We start from the raw sequence: 12,329 nt of genomic DNA, 5'->3' as shown, positions 1-12,329 counted from the left end.
ATTAAAATTTTTAAATATCAAATGCTTAGATGAAAGAAAGATTACCAGCTAGCCTTTGTTACTCCTGGGATCTTGCCCTCGTTCGCCATTTCTCGGAATGTAACCCTTGAAATACCAAACTTTCTCATGTAACCTTTAGGTCTACCTGTAAGCTTACATCTGTTGTGTAATCTTACTTTTGAAGAGTTTCTTGGAAGTTTGTCAAGCGCCTCGTAATCACCAGCTTCTTTCAAAGCAGCTCTTTTCTCAGCGTAACGTGCTACCATTTTTTCTCTTTTTCTTTCTCTAGCTTTTATCGATTCTCTAGCCATGATTCTTATTTTTTACCTGAAACAAACGGCATACCGAATGCTTTCAATAGTGCTAAACTTTCTTCGTCTGTTTTTGCTGTAGTAACGAAAGTGATATCCATACCGGTTATCTTATTAATCTTATCGATACTGATTTCAGGGAAAATGATTTGCTCTTCGATACCTAAGCTATAGTTACCTCTTCCGTCAAATCCTTTTTCTTTGATTCCTCTAAAGTCTCTAACTCGTGGAAGAGCTACAGTCATTAATCTATCAAGGAATTCGTACATTCTATCACCTCTAAGAGTTACTCTAGCTCCGATTGGCATGTCTTCTCTCAATTTGAAGTTTGAGATAGATACTCTTGCCTTAGTAGCTACAGCTTTTTGACCTGTAATAGTAGTCAATTCGTCTACTCCTACATCAATCAATTTCTTATCTGCAACAGCCGCTCCAATACCTTTATTGATACTGATCTTAACCAACTTAGGTACTTCCATCACCGACTTGTACTGAAATTTCTCTCTTAAAGCCGGAGCGATCTCCTTGATGTACGTTTCTTTTAATCTAGGTCTAGCCATTAGTGATAAATTCTCCAGTTTTTTTAGAATATCTCTGTAGTTTACCGTCATCATTGAGTTTTCTACCTACTCTAGTTGGGTTTCCAGATGCTGGATCAACCAATGCAAGGTTACTCATATGAATAGGAGCTTCTGTTTCTTCACGGCCTCCTTCTGGATTAGCAGCAGAAGGTTTAACGTGCTTAGTTACGATATTAGCACCTTCTACAATTGCTCTGTATTTTTCTGGAATAATTTCCAGAACTTTTCCAGTTTTACCTTTATCATTACCAGCAGCTACTAATACAGTATCGCCTTTTCTGATATGGAATTTATTTGTCTTGTGATTGCTCATTGTCTTAAAGAACTTCTGGTGCTAATGAAACAATTTTCATGAACTGCTTTTCTCTTAGCTCTCTAGCAACAGGACCGAAGATACGAGTACCTCTAGGTTCGCCATTGGTGTTCAAAAGAACAGCAGCATTATCTTCAAAACGAATATAAGATCCGTCTTTTCTTCTTACTTCTTTCTTAGTACGAACGATAACAGCCTTTGAAACCGTACCTTTCTTCAAGTTGCTAGAAGATAGAGCTGACTTTACAGTCACAACGATCTGATCTCCAACTGAAGCGTAACGCTTTTTCGTACCGCCCAAAACTCTGATACAAAGTACTTCCTTTGCACCGCTATTGTCTGCTACATTTAGCCTTGATTCCTGCTGTATCATCTTACTTAGCTCGTTCGATTATTTCAACTAATCTCCATCTTTTGTTTTTACTCAGCGGACGAGTTTCCATGATTCTAACAGTGTCGCCAATGTTACAATCGTTGTTTTCATCATGAGCTGTAAACTTTGTCGTTTTTCGGATAAACTTACCGTACATAGCGTGCTTCATTCTTCGATCCACAGCTACGGTAATGGTTTTTTGCATTTTATTGCTAACCACCTGTCCGATACGCTCTTTTCGCAAATTTCTTTCCATCGCGTTATTTACTTAATTCTTTTGCTCTAATTTCAGTTTGAATCCTAGCTATCAGTCTTCTTGATTCTCTGATTTTCATAGGATTCTCGATAGGAGTAATGCTATGAGCAGACTTAAGCTTACTGTAATTATCTTGCTCTGCAGACAACTTACCTTTCAGTTCGTCTGCACTTAGGCCTCTTAGTTCTGAATTTTTCATTCTCCTGTATAATCTCTTCTTACAACGAATTTAGTTTTGATCGGAAGCTTTTGTGCCGCAAGTCTCAATGCCTCTTTAGCAGTTTCGCTAGATACACCAGATGCTTCGAATAAGATAGTTCCAGGCTTAACAACTGCTACCCAATACTCAGGAGCACCTTTACCTTTACCCATCCTTACCTCTGCAGGCTTCTTCGTTACAGGCTTATCAGGGAATATTCTGATCCAAACCTGACCTTCTCTCTTCATCGCTCTTGTTACAGCGATACGAGAAGCTTCGATTTGTCTAGAAGTGATCCATCCTGGTTCCATGGCTTTGATTCCAAAGTTCCCGAATGCTAATCTATGTCCTCTCTGAGCTAAACCTTTAACTCTTCCTTTTTGTCTCTTTCTAAATTTTGTTCTCTTTGGCTGTAACATCTTTACTAAGCGTTAATGAGATTATTTTCTATCACGTCTTCTTTTTGGAGCACCTTCGCCGCCTCTGCGTCTTCTTGGTCCACCACCTTGGTTAGAATTGTTTCCACCAGAGTTACTAGTCAATCCAACGTTTGGAGACAAATCTCTCTTACCGAAAACTTCACCTTTAAAGATCCACACTTTAATACCGATCTTACCGTAAACAGTGTTCGCCTCAGAAATAGCGTAATCTATATCAGCTCTAAGTGTGTGCAAAGGAATTCTTCCTTCTTTATATTGTTCAGAACGAGCCATTTCAGCTCCTCCAAGTCTTCCTGAAACTTTAACCTTGATACCTTGAGCTCCTACTCTCATAGCAGATGCAATTGCTTGCTTCATTGCTCTTCTGTAAGAGATTCGTGCTTGTAACTGCTGAGCGATAGACTCACCAACCAATTTCGCATCTAGCTCAGGTCTTTTGATTTCAAAAATGTTAATCTGAAGATCCTTTCCAGTAAGTTTCTTCAACTCTTCTTTGATCTTATCAACCTCGGAACCACCTTTTCCAATTACCACTCCTGGGCGAGCAGTATGGACTGTAAGAGTAATTCTTTTAAGTGTTCTCTCAATGATAACCTTAGAGATACCACCTTTAGGGATACGAGCCTGGATGTATTTTCTGATTTTGTGATCTTCTACGATCTTGTCAGAAAAATCCTTTCCTCCGAACCATGCAGAATCCCATCCTTTAACGATTCCTAGTCTAAGACCAACTGGATTTACCTTCTGTCCCATTACTTATTATCTTTTTCTTCAGACTGTACATTGTTTTCATTGGCATCAGCCACAGTGATCGTAACGTGGTTAGATCTTTTTCTAATTCTGTGAGCTCTACCTTGAGGAGCAGGTCTTAATCTCTTAAGTTGTCTACCACCATCAACGAACACCTCTTTTACCACAAGATCAGCATCTTCGATGTTCACATCTTCGTTTTGAGCTTGCCAATCAGCGATAGCTGTCATCAACAATTTCTCAAGTGTGTTAGAAGCATGTTTCGCATCAAATTTCAAAACATTCAATGCCAAGTTTACTCTTTGTCCACGGATCATATCAGCTACAAGCCTCATTTTACGTGGAGCAGTAGGGATATTTCTCAAAGAAGCAGTCACAGCGCCAAGCTTACCAGCATTGTCTTCTTTATGCTTTTTGATCGCTTCTTTTTGAAGACGAATCCTGACTGATTTTTTTAATTTCTTTTCTGCAGTTTCCATCTTTATTATCTCTTACCTTTATCTTTTTTAGCAATATGGCCTCTGAAGTTTCTAGTAGGAGCAAATTCACCAAGCTTGTGGCCTACCATATTTTCAGTTACAAAAACAGGGATGAATTTATTTCCATTGTGCACAGCGAATGTGTGTCCTACGAAATCCGGAGAGATCATTGATCTTCTAGACCACGTTTTAATTACAGACTTCTTACCAGACTCGTTCATTACGTCTACCTTGTTCTCAAGTCTGAAGTCAATGTAAGGTCCTTTTTTAAGTGATCTTGCCATTATTTTCTCTTAGTTATAATCAGCTTATCAGAATATTTATTAGGCTTTCTGGTTTTCTCGCCTTTAGCGTATCTACCATTTCTAGATCGTGGATGGCCTCCAGAGGATCTACCTTCACCACCACCCATTGGGTGATCAACAGGGTTCATTACAACACCTCTTACTCTTGGTCTTCTACCCTTCCATCTGTTACGTCCAGCCTTACCAAGTCTCACGTTCATGTGATCATTGTTAGACACTGTTCCGATAGTTGCGTAGCAAGTATTCAATACCAATCTCATTTCGCCAGATGGCAATTTGATTGTAGAGTACTTTCCTTCTCTTGCTACAAGCTGAGCATAAGATCCAGCACTTCTTGTCATAGCGCCACCTTTACCAGGCTTAAGCTCTATGTTATGAATAATAGTACCTAGTGGAATATCAGATAGTGGCAATGCGTTTCCTACTTCTGGTGCTATACCCGGTCCTGAAACAATTACAGTTCCTACCTCAAGGTTAGCTGGAGCGATGATATATCTCTTTTCTCCATCAGCGTAGTGAAGCAATGCAATACGAGCAGTTCTTCCTGGATCGTATTCGATAGCAGCAACTGTAGCAGGAACTACATGCTTATCTCTTTTGAAGTCAATGATTCTTAACTTCTGCTTGTGACCACCACCAACATTTCTGATCGTCATACGACCCTGGTTGTTCCTACCTCCTCTTTTACCCTTTGAAGTAAGTAGAGATTTCTCAGGAGTATCCTTCGTAATCTTGTCGAATACAGGAGCTACTCTAAATCTCTGTCCTGGGGTAACGGGTCTAAGTTTTTTAACAGCCATCTATCTGTTTATTTTATATTCCGCTATAAAAATCAATGATATCACCATCCGCTACTTTAACAATAGCTTTCTTGTATGATGGTGTTCTTCCTTCAATAATTCCAGATTTTGTATATCTAGACTTTGACTTACCAGGCTGAACCATAGTGTTGATACTCTCAACTGTCACACCGTAAGTCTTTTCAACTTCTTTCTTAATCTGAACCTTGTTAGCTTTTTTGCTAACAATGAATCCATATTTACCATGCTCATTAAGAGCAGAAGCTTTCTCAGTTACTAATGGTTTTACTATTACTCCCATCTTAGTTTAATCTTTTTTGGATTAGATCTACAGAACTTTCAACTAAGATCAACTGATCAGCATTTACTAGATCGTAAGTACTCAATTCGTCAGCTGTAGAAACCTTAGTATTCTTGATATTTCTAGAAGACAAGTAAACGTTATCGTTATAAGAAGCAAGGATTACTAAAGACTTCTTATCGTTTACTGAAAGACTTGAAAGCATGCTAGTGAAGTCCTTCGTTTTTGGAGCCTCGAAATTGAAATCTTCCAAAACTTTGATTTGCTTCTCTGCAGCCATTGATGACAATGCAGACTTCTTAGCAAGCTTCTTAACTTTCTTATTAAGCTTGAAGCTGTAGTCTCTTGGAGAAGGACCGAATACTGTTCCTCCACCCCTGAACACAGGAGACTTGATACTACCAGCTCTCGCCGTACCAGTACCCTTCTGCTTCTTTATTTTTTTAGTCGAGCCAGAAACCTCATTTCTGGTTTTAACCTTGTGAGTACCTTGTCTCTGATTAGCCAAGTATTGCTTCACCTCAAGATAAACCGCATGCTCGTTTGGCTCGATACCGAAAACTTTCTCGTCAAGGCTTACCTCTCTACCGGTTTCTTCTCCTTTAATATTGAAAACTGAAAGTTTCATTTTTATTTCTCTAGAATTACGTAAGAATTTTTAGCACCTGGTACTGGTCCACTTACCAATACTAGATTCTTCTCAGGATACATTTTCACAACCTTAAGGTTGATTACTTTAACTCTATCACCACCCATTCTTCCAGCCATTTTCAGACCTTTGAATACTCTTGATGGGAAAGAACAAGCACCGATAGAACCAGGAGCTCTTAACCTGTTATGTTGACCGTGAGTAGACTGACCTACTCCACCAAATCCATGTCTTTTAACAACACCCTGGAAACCTTTACCTTTAGATTGACCGATTACATCCACGAAATCTTTTTCAGTGAATACATCTTCTAAAGTGATTGTATTTCCAAGCTTTATTTTGTCCTCAAACTCAGCTCTGAAATCTCTGAATTCAACAACTTTTTTCTTAGGTGTAGTCTTAGCCTTCGCAAAATGTCCTTTCAAGGCTTTAGGCGTATTTTTATCTTTACGCTCACCGTAAGCCAACTGGACTGCACGATATCCATCAGACTCTTTGTCCTTAACTTGTGTAACTACACAAGGACCGGCTTCAATGAGTGTACAGGCCATACTTTTGCCGTTCTCATTATATACGCTGGTCATCCCTATTTTTCTACCAATTATTCCAGGCATTTTGCTTAATATTTATTCTTTCACCGTTTCCGGATAAACTTTTCGTAAAAAGGACTGCAAAGATAGCAATTCCTTGATTCGAACAAAAGATTTGATTCAATTTTTGACATAAAAAAAGAACCAATAAGCCATTTATTGGTTCTTTTTAATCAATATGTGTTTTTACTATACTTTAATCTCTACATCAACTCCACTAGGAAGCTCAAGTTTCATCAAAGCATCAACCGTTTTTGCACTATTAGAATAGATATCTACTAGTCTTTTGTAAGTACAAAGTTGGAATTGTTCTCTTGACTTCTTGTTTACGTGCGGAGATCTCAACACAGTAAATTTTTCTTTAACAGTAGGTAGCGGAATTGGACCACTAACCACAGCACCGGTAGTTTTTACCGCTCTCACGATCTTCTCAGAAGACTTGTCAACCAAGTTATGATCGTATGACTTTAATTTGATTCTTATTTTTTGGTTCATGATCTATGATTATTTAACCGCTTCACCTTTAGTCTTAGCAATTACTGTTTCAGCAATGTTCTGAGGAACCTGATCATAATGAGAGAACGTCAATGAAGCAGTTGCTCTACCGGAAGACATAGTTCTTAAGTCAGTAACATAACCAAATAGCTCAGAAAGGGGCACATTAGCTTTAATAACTGATGATGTACCTTTCGTATCCATTCCTTTCATGATACCTCTTCTTCTATTAAGGTCACCAGTGATAGATCCTGTGTACTCGTCAGGAGTAACTACGTCTACTGACATTACAGGCTCTAGAAGAACTGGCTTCGCTTTAGAAGCAGCGGTCTTGAATCCCATTTTAGCAGCCAATTCGAAAGATAGTGCATCGGAATCCACATCGTGGAAAGAACCGTGGTACAATCTTACTTTCATTGTATCTACTGGGAATCCTGCTAGAGGACCATTTTTCATAGCCTCTTTGAAACCTTTCTCAATTGCAGGGATGAATTCTTTAGGAATAACACCACCTACAATCTGATTTACGAATTGTAAACCTTCTCCTTCAAAGTCTTCATCTACCGGGCTAAGCTCGAATACAATGTCCGCAAACTTACCACGACCACCTGATTGCTTTTTGTAAACCTCTTTGCACTCGTAAGCGCCATTGATAGCTTCTTTGTAAGCAACCTGAGGAGCACCCTGGTTGATTTCAACTTTAAATTCTCTCTTTAATCGATCGATGATGATATCTAAGTGAAGCTCACCCATACCACGAAGGATCGTTTGTCCTGTATCGTGATCAGTCTCCACTTGTAGAGTTGGATCCTCTTCAACAAGTTTAGAGATAGCCATACCTAATTTATCAACGTCAGCTTGAGCTTTAGGCTCGATAGCGTAACCGATAACTGGATCTGGGAATACCATTGACTCTAGAACGATTTGACCGTTCTCATCACAAAGTGTATCTCCAGTTTTAATATCTTTAAATCCTACTACCGCTCCAATATCTCCACAGTGCAGTGAATCAATTTGGTTTTGTTTGTTAGCGTGCATTTGGAAGATTCTAGAGATACGCTCTTTCTTCTCTGTTCTCATGTTGTACACATAAGAACCTGATTCAAGCATACCTGAGTATGATCTTACGAAACACAATCTACCTACAAATGGGTCAGTAGCAATTTTGAAAGCTAATGCAGAAAATGGTTCATCAGCAGAAGGCTTTCTTGTAATTTTTTCTTCAGTATTAGGATCAGTACCTACAATATTATCTCTATCTAGAGGTGAAGGAAGAAGCTCCATCACGTAGTTAAGCATTGTTTGTACTCCCTTGTTTTTGAAAGCAGTACCACAAGTCATTGGAACGAACGCCAAATCAATTGTAGCAGCTCTCAAAGCTTTAATTATTTCTTCTTCAGTAATGGACTCTGGATCTTCGAAATATTTCTCCATTAGAGACTCATCGTATTCAGCGACTGCCTCTAACAACTCTTCTCTATACTGAGTAACCTCTTCCTGCATGTCTTCAGGAATTGGAATCTCTTCCCATGTCATTCCGAAATCTTCATCATTCCATGTCATCCCTATGTTAGAAACAAGGTCAACAACACCTCTGAAGTTTTCTTCAGCACCAATCGGCAATTGAAGAGGTACTGCCTTGGTACCTAACATTTCTTTCACCTGCTTACACACGTTTAAGAAATCAGCACCTTGACGGTCCATTTTATTTACGAACCCGATTCTTGCTACTTTGTAGTTGTCAGCAAGTCTCCAGTTAGTTTCAGATTGAGGCTCAACACCATCAACAGCACTAAATAGGAACACAAGTCCATCAAGAACACGCAATGATCTATTTACCTCTACAGTAAAGTCAACGTGACCTGGAGTATCAATAATGTTGATGTGATACTTTTCTTCTTTGTAATTCCAGAATACAGTTGTAGCAGCTGATGTGATAGTAATACCACGCTCTTGCTCCTGCTCCATCCAGTCCATGGTAGCTCCACCATCGTGAACCTCACCAATCTTATGGTTTACTCCAGAATAAAATAGAATACGCTCAGTTGTTGTTGTTTTACCAGCATCAATGTGAGCAGCAATTCCAATATTACGAGTAAGTCTTAAATCTCTAGCCATTACAGGTTATTTTTAGAATCTAAAGTGAGAAAATGCTTTGTTAGCTTCAGCCATTCTGTGAGTATCATCCTTCTTCTTAATAGAAGCTCCCTCACCTTTGGATGCAGCAATAATCTCAGCAGCTAGACGTTCCATCATCGTCTTCTCTCCTCTTAGTCTAGCGTATTTGATCATCCATTTCATACCAAGAGCTAGCTTTCTTTCCGGTCTAACCTCTACTGGTACCTGGAAAGTCGCTCCACCTACTCTTCTACTTTTCACCTCTACCGCAGGACAAACATTACTAATAGCAGTTTTCCATGTTTCAAGACCGTTTTCCTTAGTCTTACTTTCGACTAATTTAACAGCATCATAGAAGATACCGTAGGCAACACTTTTCTTACCACTTAACATCAAGTTGTTAACGAACTTGGTTACCATAGTATCCTGATAAATAGGATCAGGAAGAATGTATCTCTTCTTTGGCTTAGCTTTTCTCATTTTTCAGATTACTTTTTATCTTTTGGCCTTTTAGCGCCGTACTTAGATCTTCTCTGTAGTCTACCATTAACACCAGCTGTATCCAAGGCACCACGAATAATGTGATATCTTACACCCGGTAAATCTTTCACTCTACCACCCCTGATCAATACGATAGAGTGTTCTTGTAGATTGTGACCTTCACCAGGAATATAGGCATTCACCTCTTTACCATTTGTCAATCTTACCCTGGCTACTTTTCTCATGGCAGAGTTAGGCTTCTTAGGAGTAGTAGTATACACCCTTGTACATACACCACGTCTCTGTGGACATGAGTCCAAAGCCGGTGACTTTGACTTAGAAGTCAACTTCTTTCTGCCTTTTCTTACTAATTGCTGAATAGTTGGCATTATATATTAATTCTTATTGTCCAAATATATTGGTCCCTAAATTATGGGGACGCAAAGATAGGAATATTGATTTTATATCACAATGATATAAACAAAATAAAATGGGAGAATTTATGCTTCCCCCATTGTACCTCCGAAATTCATAGGAAATTTTGGCGCTTCTTCTACACTTTTTATATCTCCATAAGTTTTTTCAAACTTGTTAACATTGTCTTCAAGAGCCTTTAAAAGCCTCTTTGCATGTTCAGGAGTTATAACAATTCTTGATTTTACCTTAGCTTTTGGAACACCTGGCATCAATCTGATAAAGTCGATTACAAACTCACTACTAGAGTGTGCAATCATCGCCAAATTAGAATAGATGCCCTCGGCAGTTTCCTCCGAGAGCTCTATGTTTAATTGATTTCCTTGCTTGTTAGCTTTCTTATCGTCTTTAGGATCCATGATTAAGATTCGTATTCTTTGGATCTTGCGAACTCTTCCTTAGCTGCCACTAGATTATCCAAATCTTCGTTTGAAGTAACGATGTGATTTTGGAAGTTTCTATTTCCAGTACCAGCAGGAATTAAGTGACCAACAATTACATTTTCTTTAAGACCCATTAGGTAATCCGCTTTACCTCTGATAGAAGCCTCAGAAAGTACTTTCGTAGTTTCCTGGAATGAAGCAGCTGAGATGAAACTTTCTGTACCTAGGGAAGCCTGAGTAATACCTTGAAGAATTGGCTTAGAAACTGCAGCCTCAGCACTACGTACCTCAACAAGTTTCATATCTCTTCTCTTCAAGTTACTGTTCTCGTCTCTTAGTCTACGACTAGTGATGATCTGACCAGCTTTTAACGACTCAGAGTCTCCTGGATCAGTTACAACTTTCTTATCTAGGATATTATCGTTTTCTTCCATGAAAGCGAATCTATCAACAGATTGATTCGTCAAGAAGCTAGTATCACCAGCATCGATGATAATAACCTTCTGCATCATCTGTCTTACGATTACTTCGATGTGCTTATCATTGATTTTCACACCTTGAAGACGATATACTTCCTGAATTTCATTTACCAAGTACTCTTGTACTGCTGTAGGACCTTTGATCGCAAGAATATCTGCTGGAGTAATAGCTCCATCAGACAATGGATTACCAGCTCTTACGAAATCATTATCCTGTACAAGGATGTGTTTAGAAAGAGGAACCAGGTATCTCTTCTTCACTCCGTCTTTGGACTCGATGAAGATCTCTCTGTTACCTCTCTTAATTCCACCGTAAGTAACTACACCATCAATTTCACTAACCACTGCAGGGTTAGATGGGTTACGAGCTTCAAATAGCTCAGTTACTCTTGGAAGACCCCCTGTAATATCTCTCGACTTACCAGCAGATCTTGGAATCTTAGCAAGTACTTGTCCTGCTTTAATGTCATCACCTTCATCAACTGCAAGGTGAGCTCCTACCGGAATGTTATAGCCTTTAGAATCTTCTTTACCAGCTACAACTACTGCAGGGTTTTTCGTTTTATCTTTTGTATCGATGATTACCTTTTCTCTGTGACCAGTTTGCTCATCTGACTCCTCTTTGTAAGTAATACCTTCAATGATTGAGTCAAATTCTGCTTTACCATCAAACTCGGCCATGATAACCGCGTTGTATGGATCCCAGTTACAGATCTCATCTCCTTTAGAGATCTTGTCACCATCGCTAAATTTCAATATTGCACCGTAAGGGATATGGTTTGTAATTAAAACTCTTTCCTTTTTAGCGTCAAGAATTCTAAGTTCCCCAGATCTACCCATTACTTTCTTGATCTTGTTGCCTTCTTCGTCAACAGTATCAAGCGTTCTTAGCTCATCAAATTCAACAATACCGTCGAATTTAGCTTTGATGTTTGCATCAACAGCAATGTTTGAAGCAGTACCCCCTACGTGGAATGTTCTCAACGTAAGCTGCGTACCTGGCTCTCCAATAGATTGTGCAGCAATTACACCAACTGATTCGCCCATGTGAGCCATGTTACCTGATGCAAGGTTACGTCCGTAACACTTGGAACAAGCTCCTTGCTTCGCTTCACATGTCAATACTGATCTGATTTCTACCTCTTCGATGCTCGTCTCTTCAATGATCTCAGCAATCTCTTCAGTAATTTCAATACCAGCTTCTACGATTAGTTCATCAGTTAATGGATCTACGATATCATGAACCGAAACTCTACCTAGAATTCTCTCAGATAAAGATTCTACGATTTCTTCATTATCCTTAAGTGCCTGAACTCTTAAACCTCTCAATGTTCCACAGTCCACTTCATTGATTACCATGTCCTGAGCAACGTCCACAAGACGTCTTGTCAAGTAACCAGCATCCGCAGTTTTCAAAGCAGTATCCGCAAGACCCTTACGTGCACCGTGTGTAGAGATAAAGTACTCAATTACATCAAGTCCTTCTTTAAAGTTTGAAAGTATTGGGTTTTCAATGATTTCACCAACAGAACCTTGAAGGTTTTTCTGTGGTT

At 39.1% G+C, this 12,329-nt stretch carries 20 protein-coding genes; all 20 read right to left on the bottom strand.

All coding sequences use genetic code 11. From position 1 onward, the window contains the following. Positions 1 to 41: 41 nt before the first annotated feature. Complete coding sequence (gene rpsN, locus NXS00_RS24685; protein WP_258101964.1) at positions 42 to 311, bottom strand: 30S ribosomal protein S14; 270 nt, start codon at positions 309 to 311, stop codon at positions 42 to 44. A 5-nt stretch (positions 312 to 316) separates the two neighbouring features. Beyond that, positions 317 to 871, bottom strand: a complete 555-nt coding sequence (rplE, locus tag NXS00_RS24680) for a 50S ribosomal protein L5 (protein ID WP_258101963.1) — start codon at positions 869 to 871, stop codon at positions 317 to 319. Then, positions 864 to 1,205, bottom strand: coding sequence for a 50S ribosomal protein L24 (gene rplX, locus NXS00_RS24675; protein ID WP_258101962.1), 342 nt, complete (start codon positions 1,203 to 1,205; stop codon positions 864 to 866). Before rplX ends, rplE begins: the two co-directional genes overlap by 8 nt. A 4-nt stretch (positions 1,206 to 1,209) precedes the next feature. Next, positions 1,210 to 1,578: a 50S ribosomal protein L14 gene (gene rplN / locus NXS00_RS24670; protein ID WP_258101961.1), complete on the bottom strand. Its 369-nt coding sequence runs from the start codon at positions 1,576 to 1,578 to the stop codon at positions 1,210 to 1,212. A gap of 1 nt (position 1,579) precedes the next feature. Then, positions 1,580 to 1,834, bottom strand: a complete 255-nt coding sequence (gene rpsQ / locus NXS00_RS24665; protein ID WP_258101960.1) for a 30S ribosomal protein S17 — start codon at positions 1,832 to 1,834, stop codon at positions 1,580 to 1,582. Positions 1,835 to 1,838: 4 nt separating this feature from the next. Continuing rightward, positions 1,839 to 2,033 (bottom strand): 50S ribosomal protein L29, encoded by a 195-nt coding sequence (gene rpmC / locus NXS00_RS24660; protein WP_258101959.1) that lies wholly within the window; start codon positions 2,031 to 2,033, stop codon positions 1,839 to 1,841. After that, positions 2,030 to 2,452: a 50S ribosomal protein L16 gene (gene rplP, locus NXS00_RS24655; RefSeq protein WP_258101958.1), complete on the bottom strand. Its 423-nt coding sequence runs from the start codon at positions 2,450 to 2,452 to the stop codon at positions 2,030 to 2,032. Before rplP ends, rpmC begins: the two co-directional genes overlap by 4 nt. 21 nt (positions 2,453 to 2,473) lie before the next feature. Further along, entirely contained in the window at positions 2,474 to 3,226 is a 753-nt protein-coding gene (rpsC, locus tag NXS00_RS24650) for a 30S ribosomal protein S3 (RefSeq protein WP_258101957.1), read from the bottom strand. After that, positions 3,226 to 3,702: a 50S ribosomal protein L22 gene (rplV, locus tag NXS00_RS24645; RefSeq protein WP_308709819.1), complete on the bottom strand. Its 477-nt coding sequence runs from the start codon at positions 3,700 to 3,702 to the stop codon at positions 3,226 to 3,228. Before rplV ends, rpsC begins: the two co-directional genes overlap by 1 nt. Positions 3,703 to 3,707: 5 nt before the next feature. Continuing rightward, entirely contained in the window at positions 3,708 to 3,986 is a 279-nt protein-coding gene (rpsS, locus tag NXS00_RS24640; protein WP_258101956.1) for a 30S ribosomal protein S19, read from the bottom strand. Continuing rightward, positions 3,986 to 4,807, bottom strand: coding sequence for a 50S ribosomal protein L2 (gene rplB / locus NXS00_RS24635; RefSeq protein ID WP_258101955.1), 822 nt, complete (start codon positions 4,805 to 4,807; stop codon positions 3,986 to 3,988). The genes rpsS and rplB overlap by 1 nt, the downstream gene beginning before the upstream one ends. Before the next feature lie 13 nt (positions 4,808 to 4,820). Then, entirely contained in the window at positions 4,821 to 5,108 is a 288-nt protein-coding gene (rplW, locus tag NXS00_RS24630) for a 50S ribosomal protein L23 (protein WP_258101954.1), read from the bottom strand. A gap of 1 nt (position 5,109) precedes the next feature. Continuing rightward, entirely contained in the window at positions 5,110 to 5,736 is a 627-nt protein-coding gene (gene rplD / locus NXS00_RS24625) for a 50S ribosomal protein L4 (RefSeq protein WP_258101953.1), read from the bottom strand. Positions 5,737 to 5,738: 2 nt separating this feature from the next. After that, positions 5,739 to 6,371, bottom strand: a complete 633-nt coding sequence (gene rplC, locus NXS00_RS24620; RefSeq protein ID WP_258101952.1) for a 50S ribosomal protein L3 — start codon at positions 6,369 to 6,371, stop codon at positions 5,739 to 5,741. A 165-nt stretch (positions 6,372 to 6,536) separates the two neighbouring features. After that, positions 6,537 to 6,842, bottom strand: a complete 306-nt coding sequence (gene rpsJ / locus NXS00_RS24615) for a 30S ribosomal protein S10 (RefSeq protein WP_115868028.1) — start codon at positions 6,840 to 6,842, stop codon at positions 6,537 to 6,539. Positions 6,843 to 6,851: 9 nt separating this feature from the next. After that, positions 6,852 to 8,960: an elongation factor G gene (fusA, locus tag NXS00_RS24610; RefSeq protein WP_258101951.1), complete on the bottom strand. Its 2,109-nt coding sequence runs from the start codon at positions 8,958 to 8,960 to the stop codon at positions 6,852 to 6,854. A 12-nt stretch (positions 8,961 to 8,972) separates the two neighbouring features. Further along, a complete protein-coding gene (rpsG, locus tag NXS00_RS24605) occupies positions 8,973 to 9,440 on the bottom strand; it encodes a 30S ribosomal protein S7 (RefSeq protein WP_258101950.1) in 468 nt (155 codons plus the stop codon). A gap of 8 nt (positions 9,441 to 9,448) precedes the next feature. Further along, positions 9,449 to 9,829 (bottom strand): 30S ribosomal protein S12, encoded by a 381-nt coding sequence (rpsL, locus tag NXS00_RS24600; protein ID WP_068221218.1) that lies wholly within the window; start codon positions 9,827 to 9,829, stop codon positions 9,449 to 9,451. 111 nt (positions 9,830 to 9,940) lie between these two features. Beyond that, positions 9,941 to 10,273: a DUF3467 domain-containing protein gene (locus NXS00_RS24595; RefSeq protein WP_258101949.1), complete on the bottom strand. Its 333-nt coding sequence runs from the start codon at positions 10,271 to 10,273 to the stop codon at positions 9,941 to 9,943. A 2-nt stretch (positions 10,274 to 10,275) separates the two neighbouring features. Further along, positions 10,276 to 12,329, bottom strand: a 2,054-nt coding sequence (locus NXS00_RS24590; protein ID WP_506530940.1) for a DNA-directed RNA polymerase subunit beta', incomplete at its 5' end; no start/stop codon positions are given.

This window comes from Marinoscillum pacificum, from assembly GCF_024714495.1.
Taxonomy (GTDB): domain Bacteria; phylum Bacteroidota; class Bacteroidia; order Cytophagales; family Cyclobacteriaceae; genus Marinoscillum; species Marinoscillum pacificum.
The sequence above is the reverse complement of the archived record's forward strand: the minus strand, read 5'-3'. Positions and strand labels throughout refer to the sequence as shown.

Excerpts from the sequence above, each read along its gene's own strand:
- rpsN (WP_258101964.1), bottom strand. The coding sequence starts at position 311 with ATGGCTAGAGAATCGATAAAAGCTAGAGAAAGAAAAAGAGAAAAAATG.
- rplE (WP_258101963.1), bottom strand. The coding sequence starts at position 871 with ATGGCTAGACCTAGATTAAAAGAAACGTACATCAAGGAGATCGCTCCG.
- rplX (WP_258101962.1), bottom strand. The coding sequence starts at position 1,205 with ATGAGCAATCACAAGACAAATAAATTCCATATCAGAAAAGGCGATACT.
- rplN (WP_258101961.1), bottom strand. The coding sequence starts at position 1,578 with ATGATACAGCAGGAATCAAGGCTAAATGTAGCAGACAATAGCGGTGCA.
- rpsQ (WP_258101960.1), bottom strand. The coding sequence starts at position 1,834 with ATGGAAAGAAATTTGCGAAAAGAGCGTATCGGACAGGTGGTTAGCAAT.
- rpmC (WP_258101959.1), bottom strand. The coding sequence starts at position 2,033 with ATGAAAAATTCAGAACTAAGAGGCCTAAGTGCAGACGAACTGAAAGGT.
- rplP (WP_258101958.1), bottom strand. The coding sequence starts at position 2,452 with ATGTTACAGCCAAAGAGAACAAAATTTAGAAAGAGACAAAAAGGAAGA.
- rpsC (WP_258101957.1), bottom strand. The coding sequence starts at position 3,226 with ATGGGACAGAAGGTAAATCCAGTTGGTCTTAGACTAGGAATCGTTAAA.
- rplV (WP_308709819.1), bottom strand. The coding sequence starts at position 3,702 with ATGGAAACTGCAGAAAAGAAATTAAAAAAATCAGTCAGGATTCGTCTT.
- rpsS (WP_258101956.1), bottom strand. The coding sequence starts at position 3,986 with ATGGCAAGATCACTTAAAAAAGGACCTTACATTGACTTCAGACTTGAG.
- rplB (WP_258101955.1), bottom strand. The coding sequence starts at position 4,807 with ATGGCTGTTAAAAAACTTAGACCCGTTACCCCAGGACAGAGATTTAGA.
- rplW (WP_258101954.1), bottom strand. The coding sequence starts at position 5,108 with ATGGGAGTAATAGTAAAACCATTAGTAACTGAGAAAGCTTCTGCTCTT.
- rplD (WP_258101953.1), bottom strand. The coding sequence starts at position 5,736 with ATGAAACTTTCAGTTTTCAATATTAAAGGAGAAGAAACCGGTAGAGAG.
- rplC (WP_258101952.1), bottom strand. The coding sequence starts at position 6,371 with ATGCCTGGAATAATTGGTAGAAAAATAGGGATGACCAGCGTATATAAT.
- rpsJ (WP_115868028.1), bottom strand. The coding sequence starts at position 6,842 with ATGAACCAAAAAATAAGAATCAAATTAAAGTCATACGATCATAACTTG.
- fusA (WP_258101951.1), bottom strand. The coding sequence starts at position 8,960 with ATGGCTAGAGATTTAAGACTTACTCGTAATATTGGAATTGCTGCTCAC.
- rpsG (WP_258101950.1), bottom strand. The coding sequence starts at position 9,440 with ATGAGAAAAGCTAAGCCAAAGAAGAGATACATTCTTCCTGATCCTATT.
- rpsL (WP_068221218.1), bottom strand. The coding sequence starts at position 9,829 with ATGCCAACTATTCAGCAATTAGTAAGAAAAGGCAGAAAGAAGTTGACT.
- NXS00_RS24595 (WP_258101949.1), bottom strand. The coding sequence starts at position 10,273 with ATGGATCCTAAAGACGATAAGAAAGCTAACAAGCAAGGAAATCAATTA.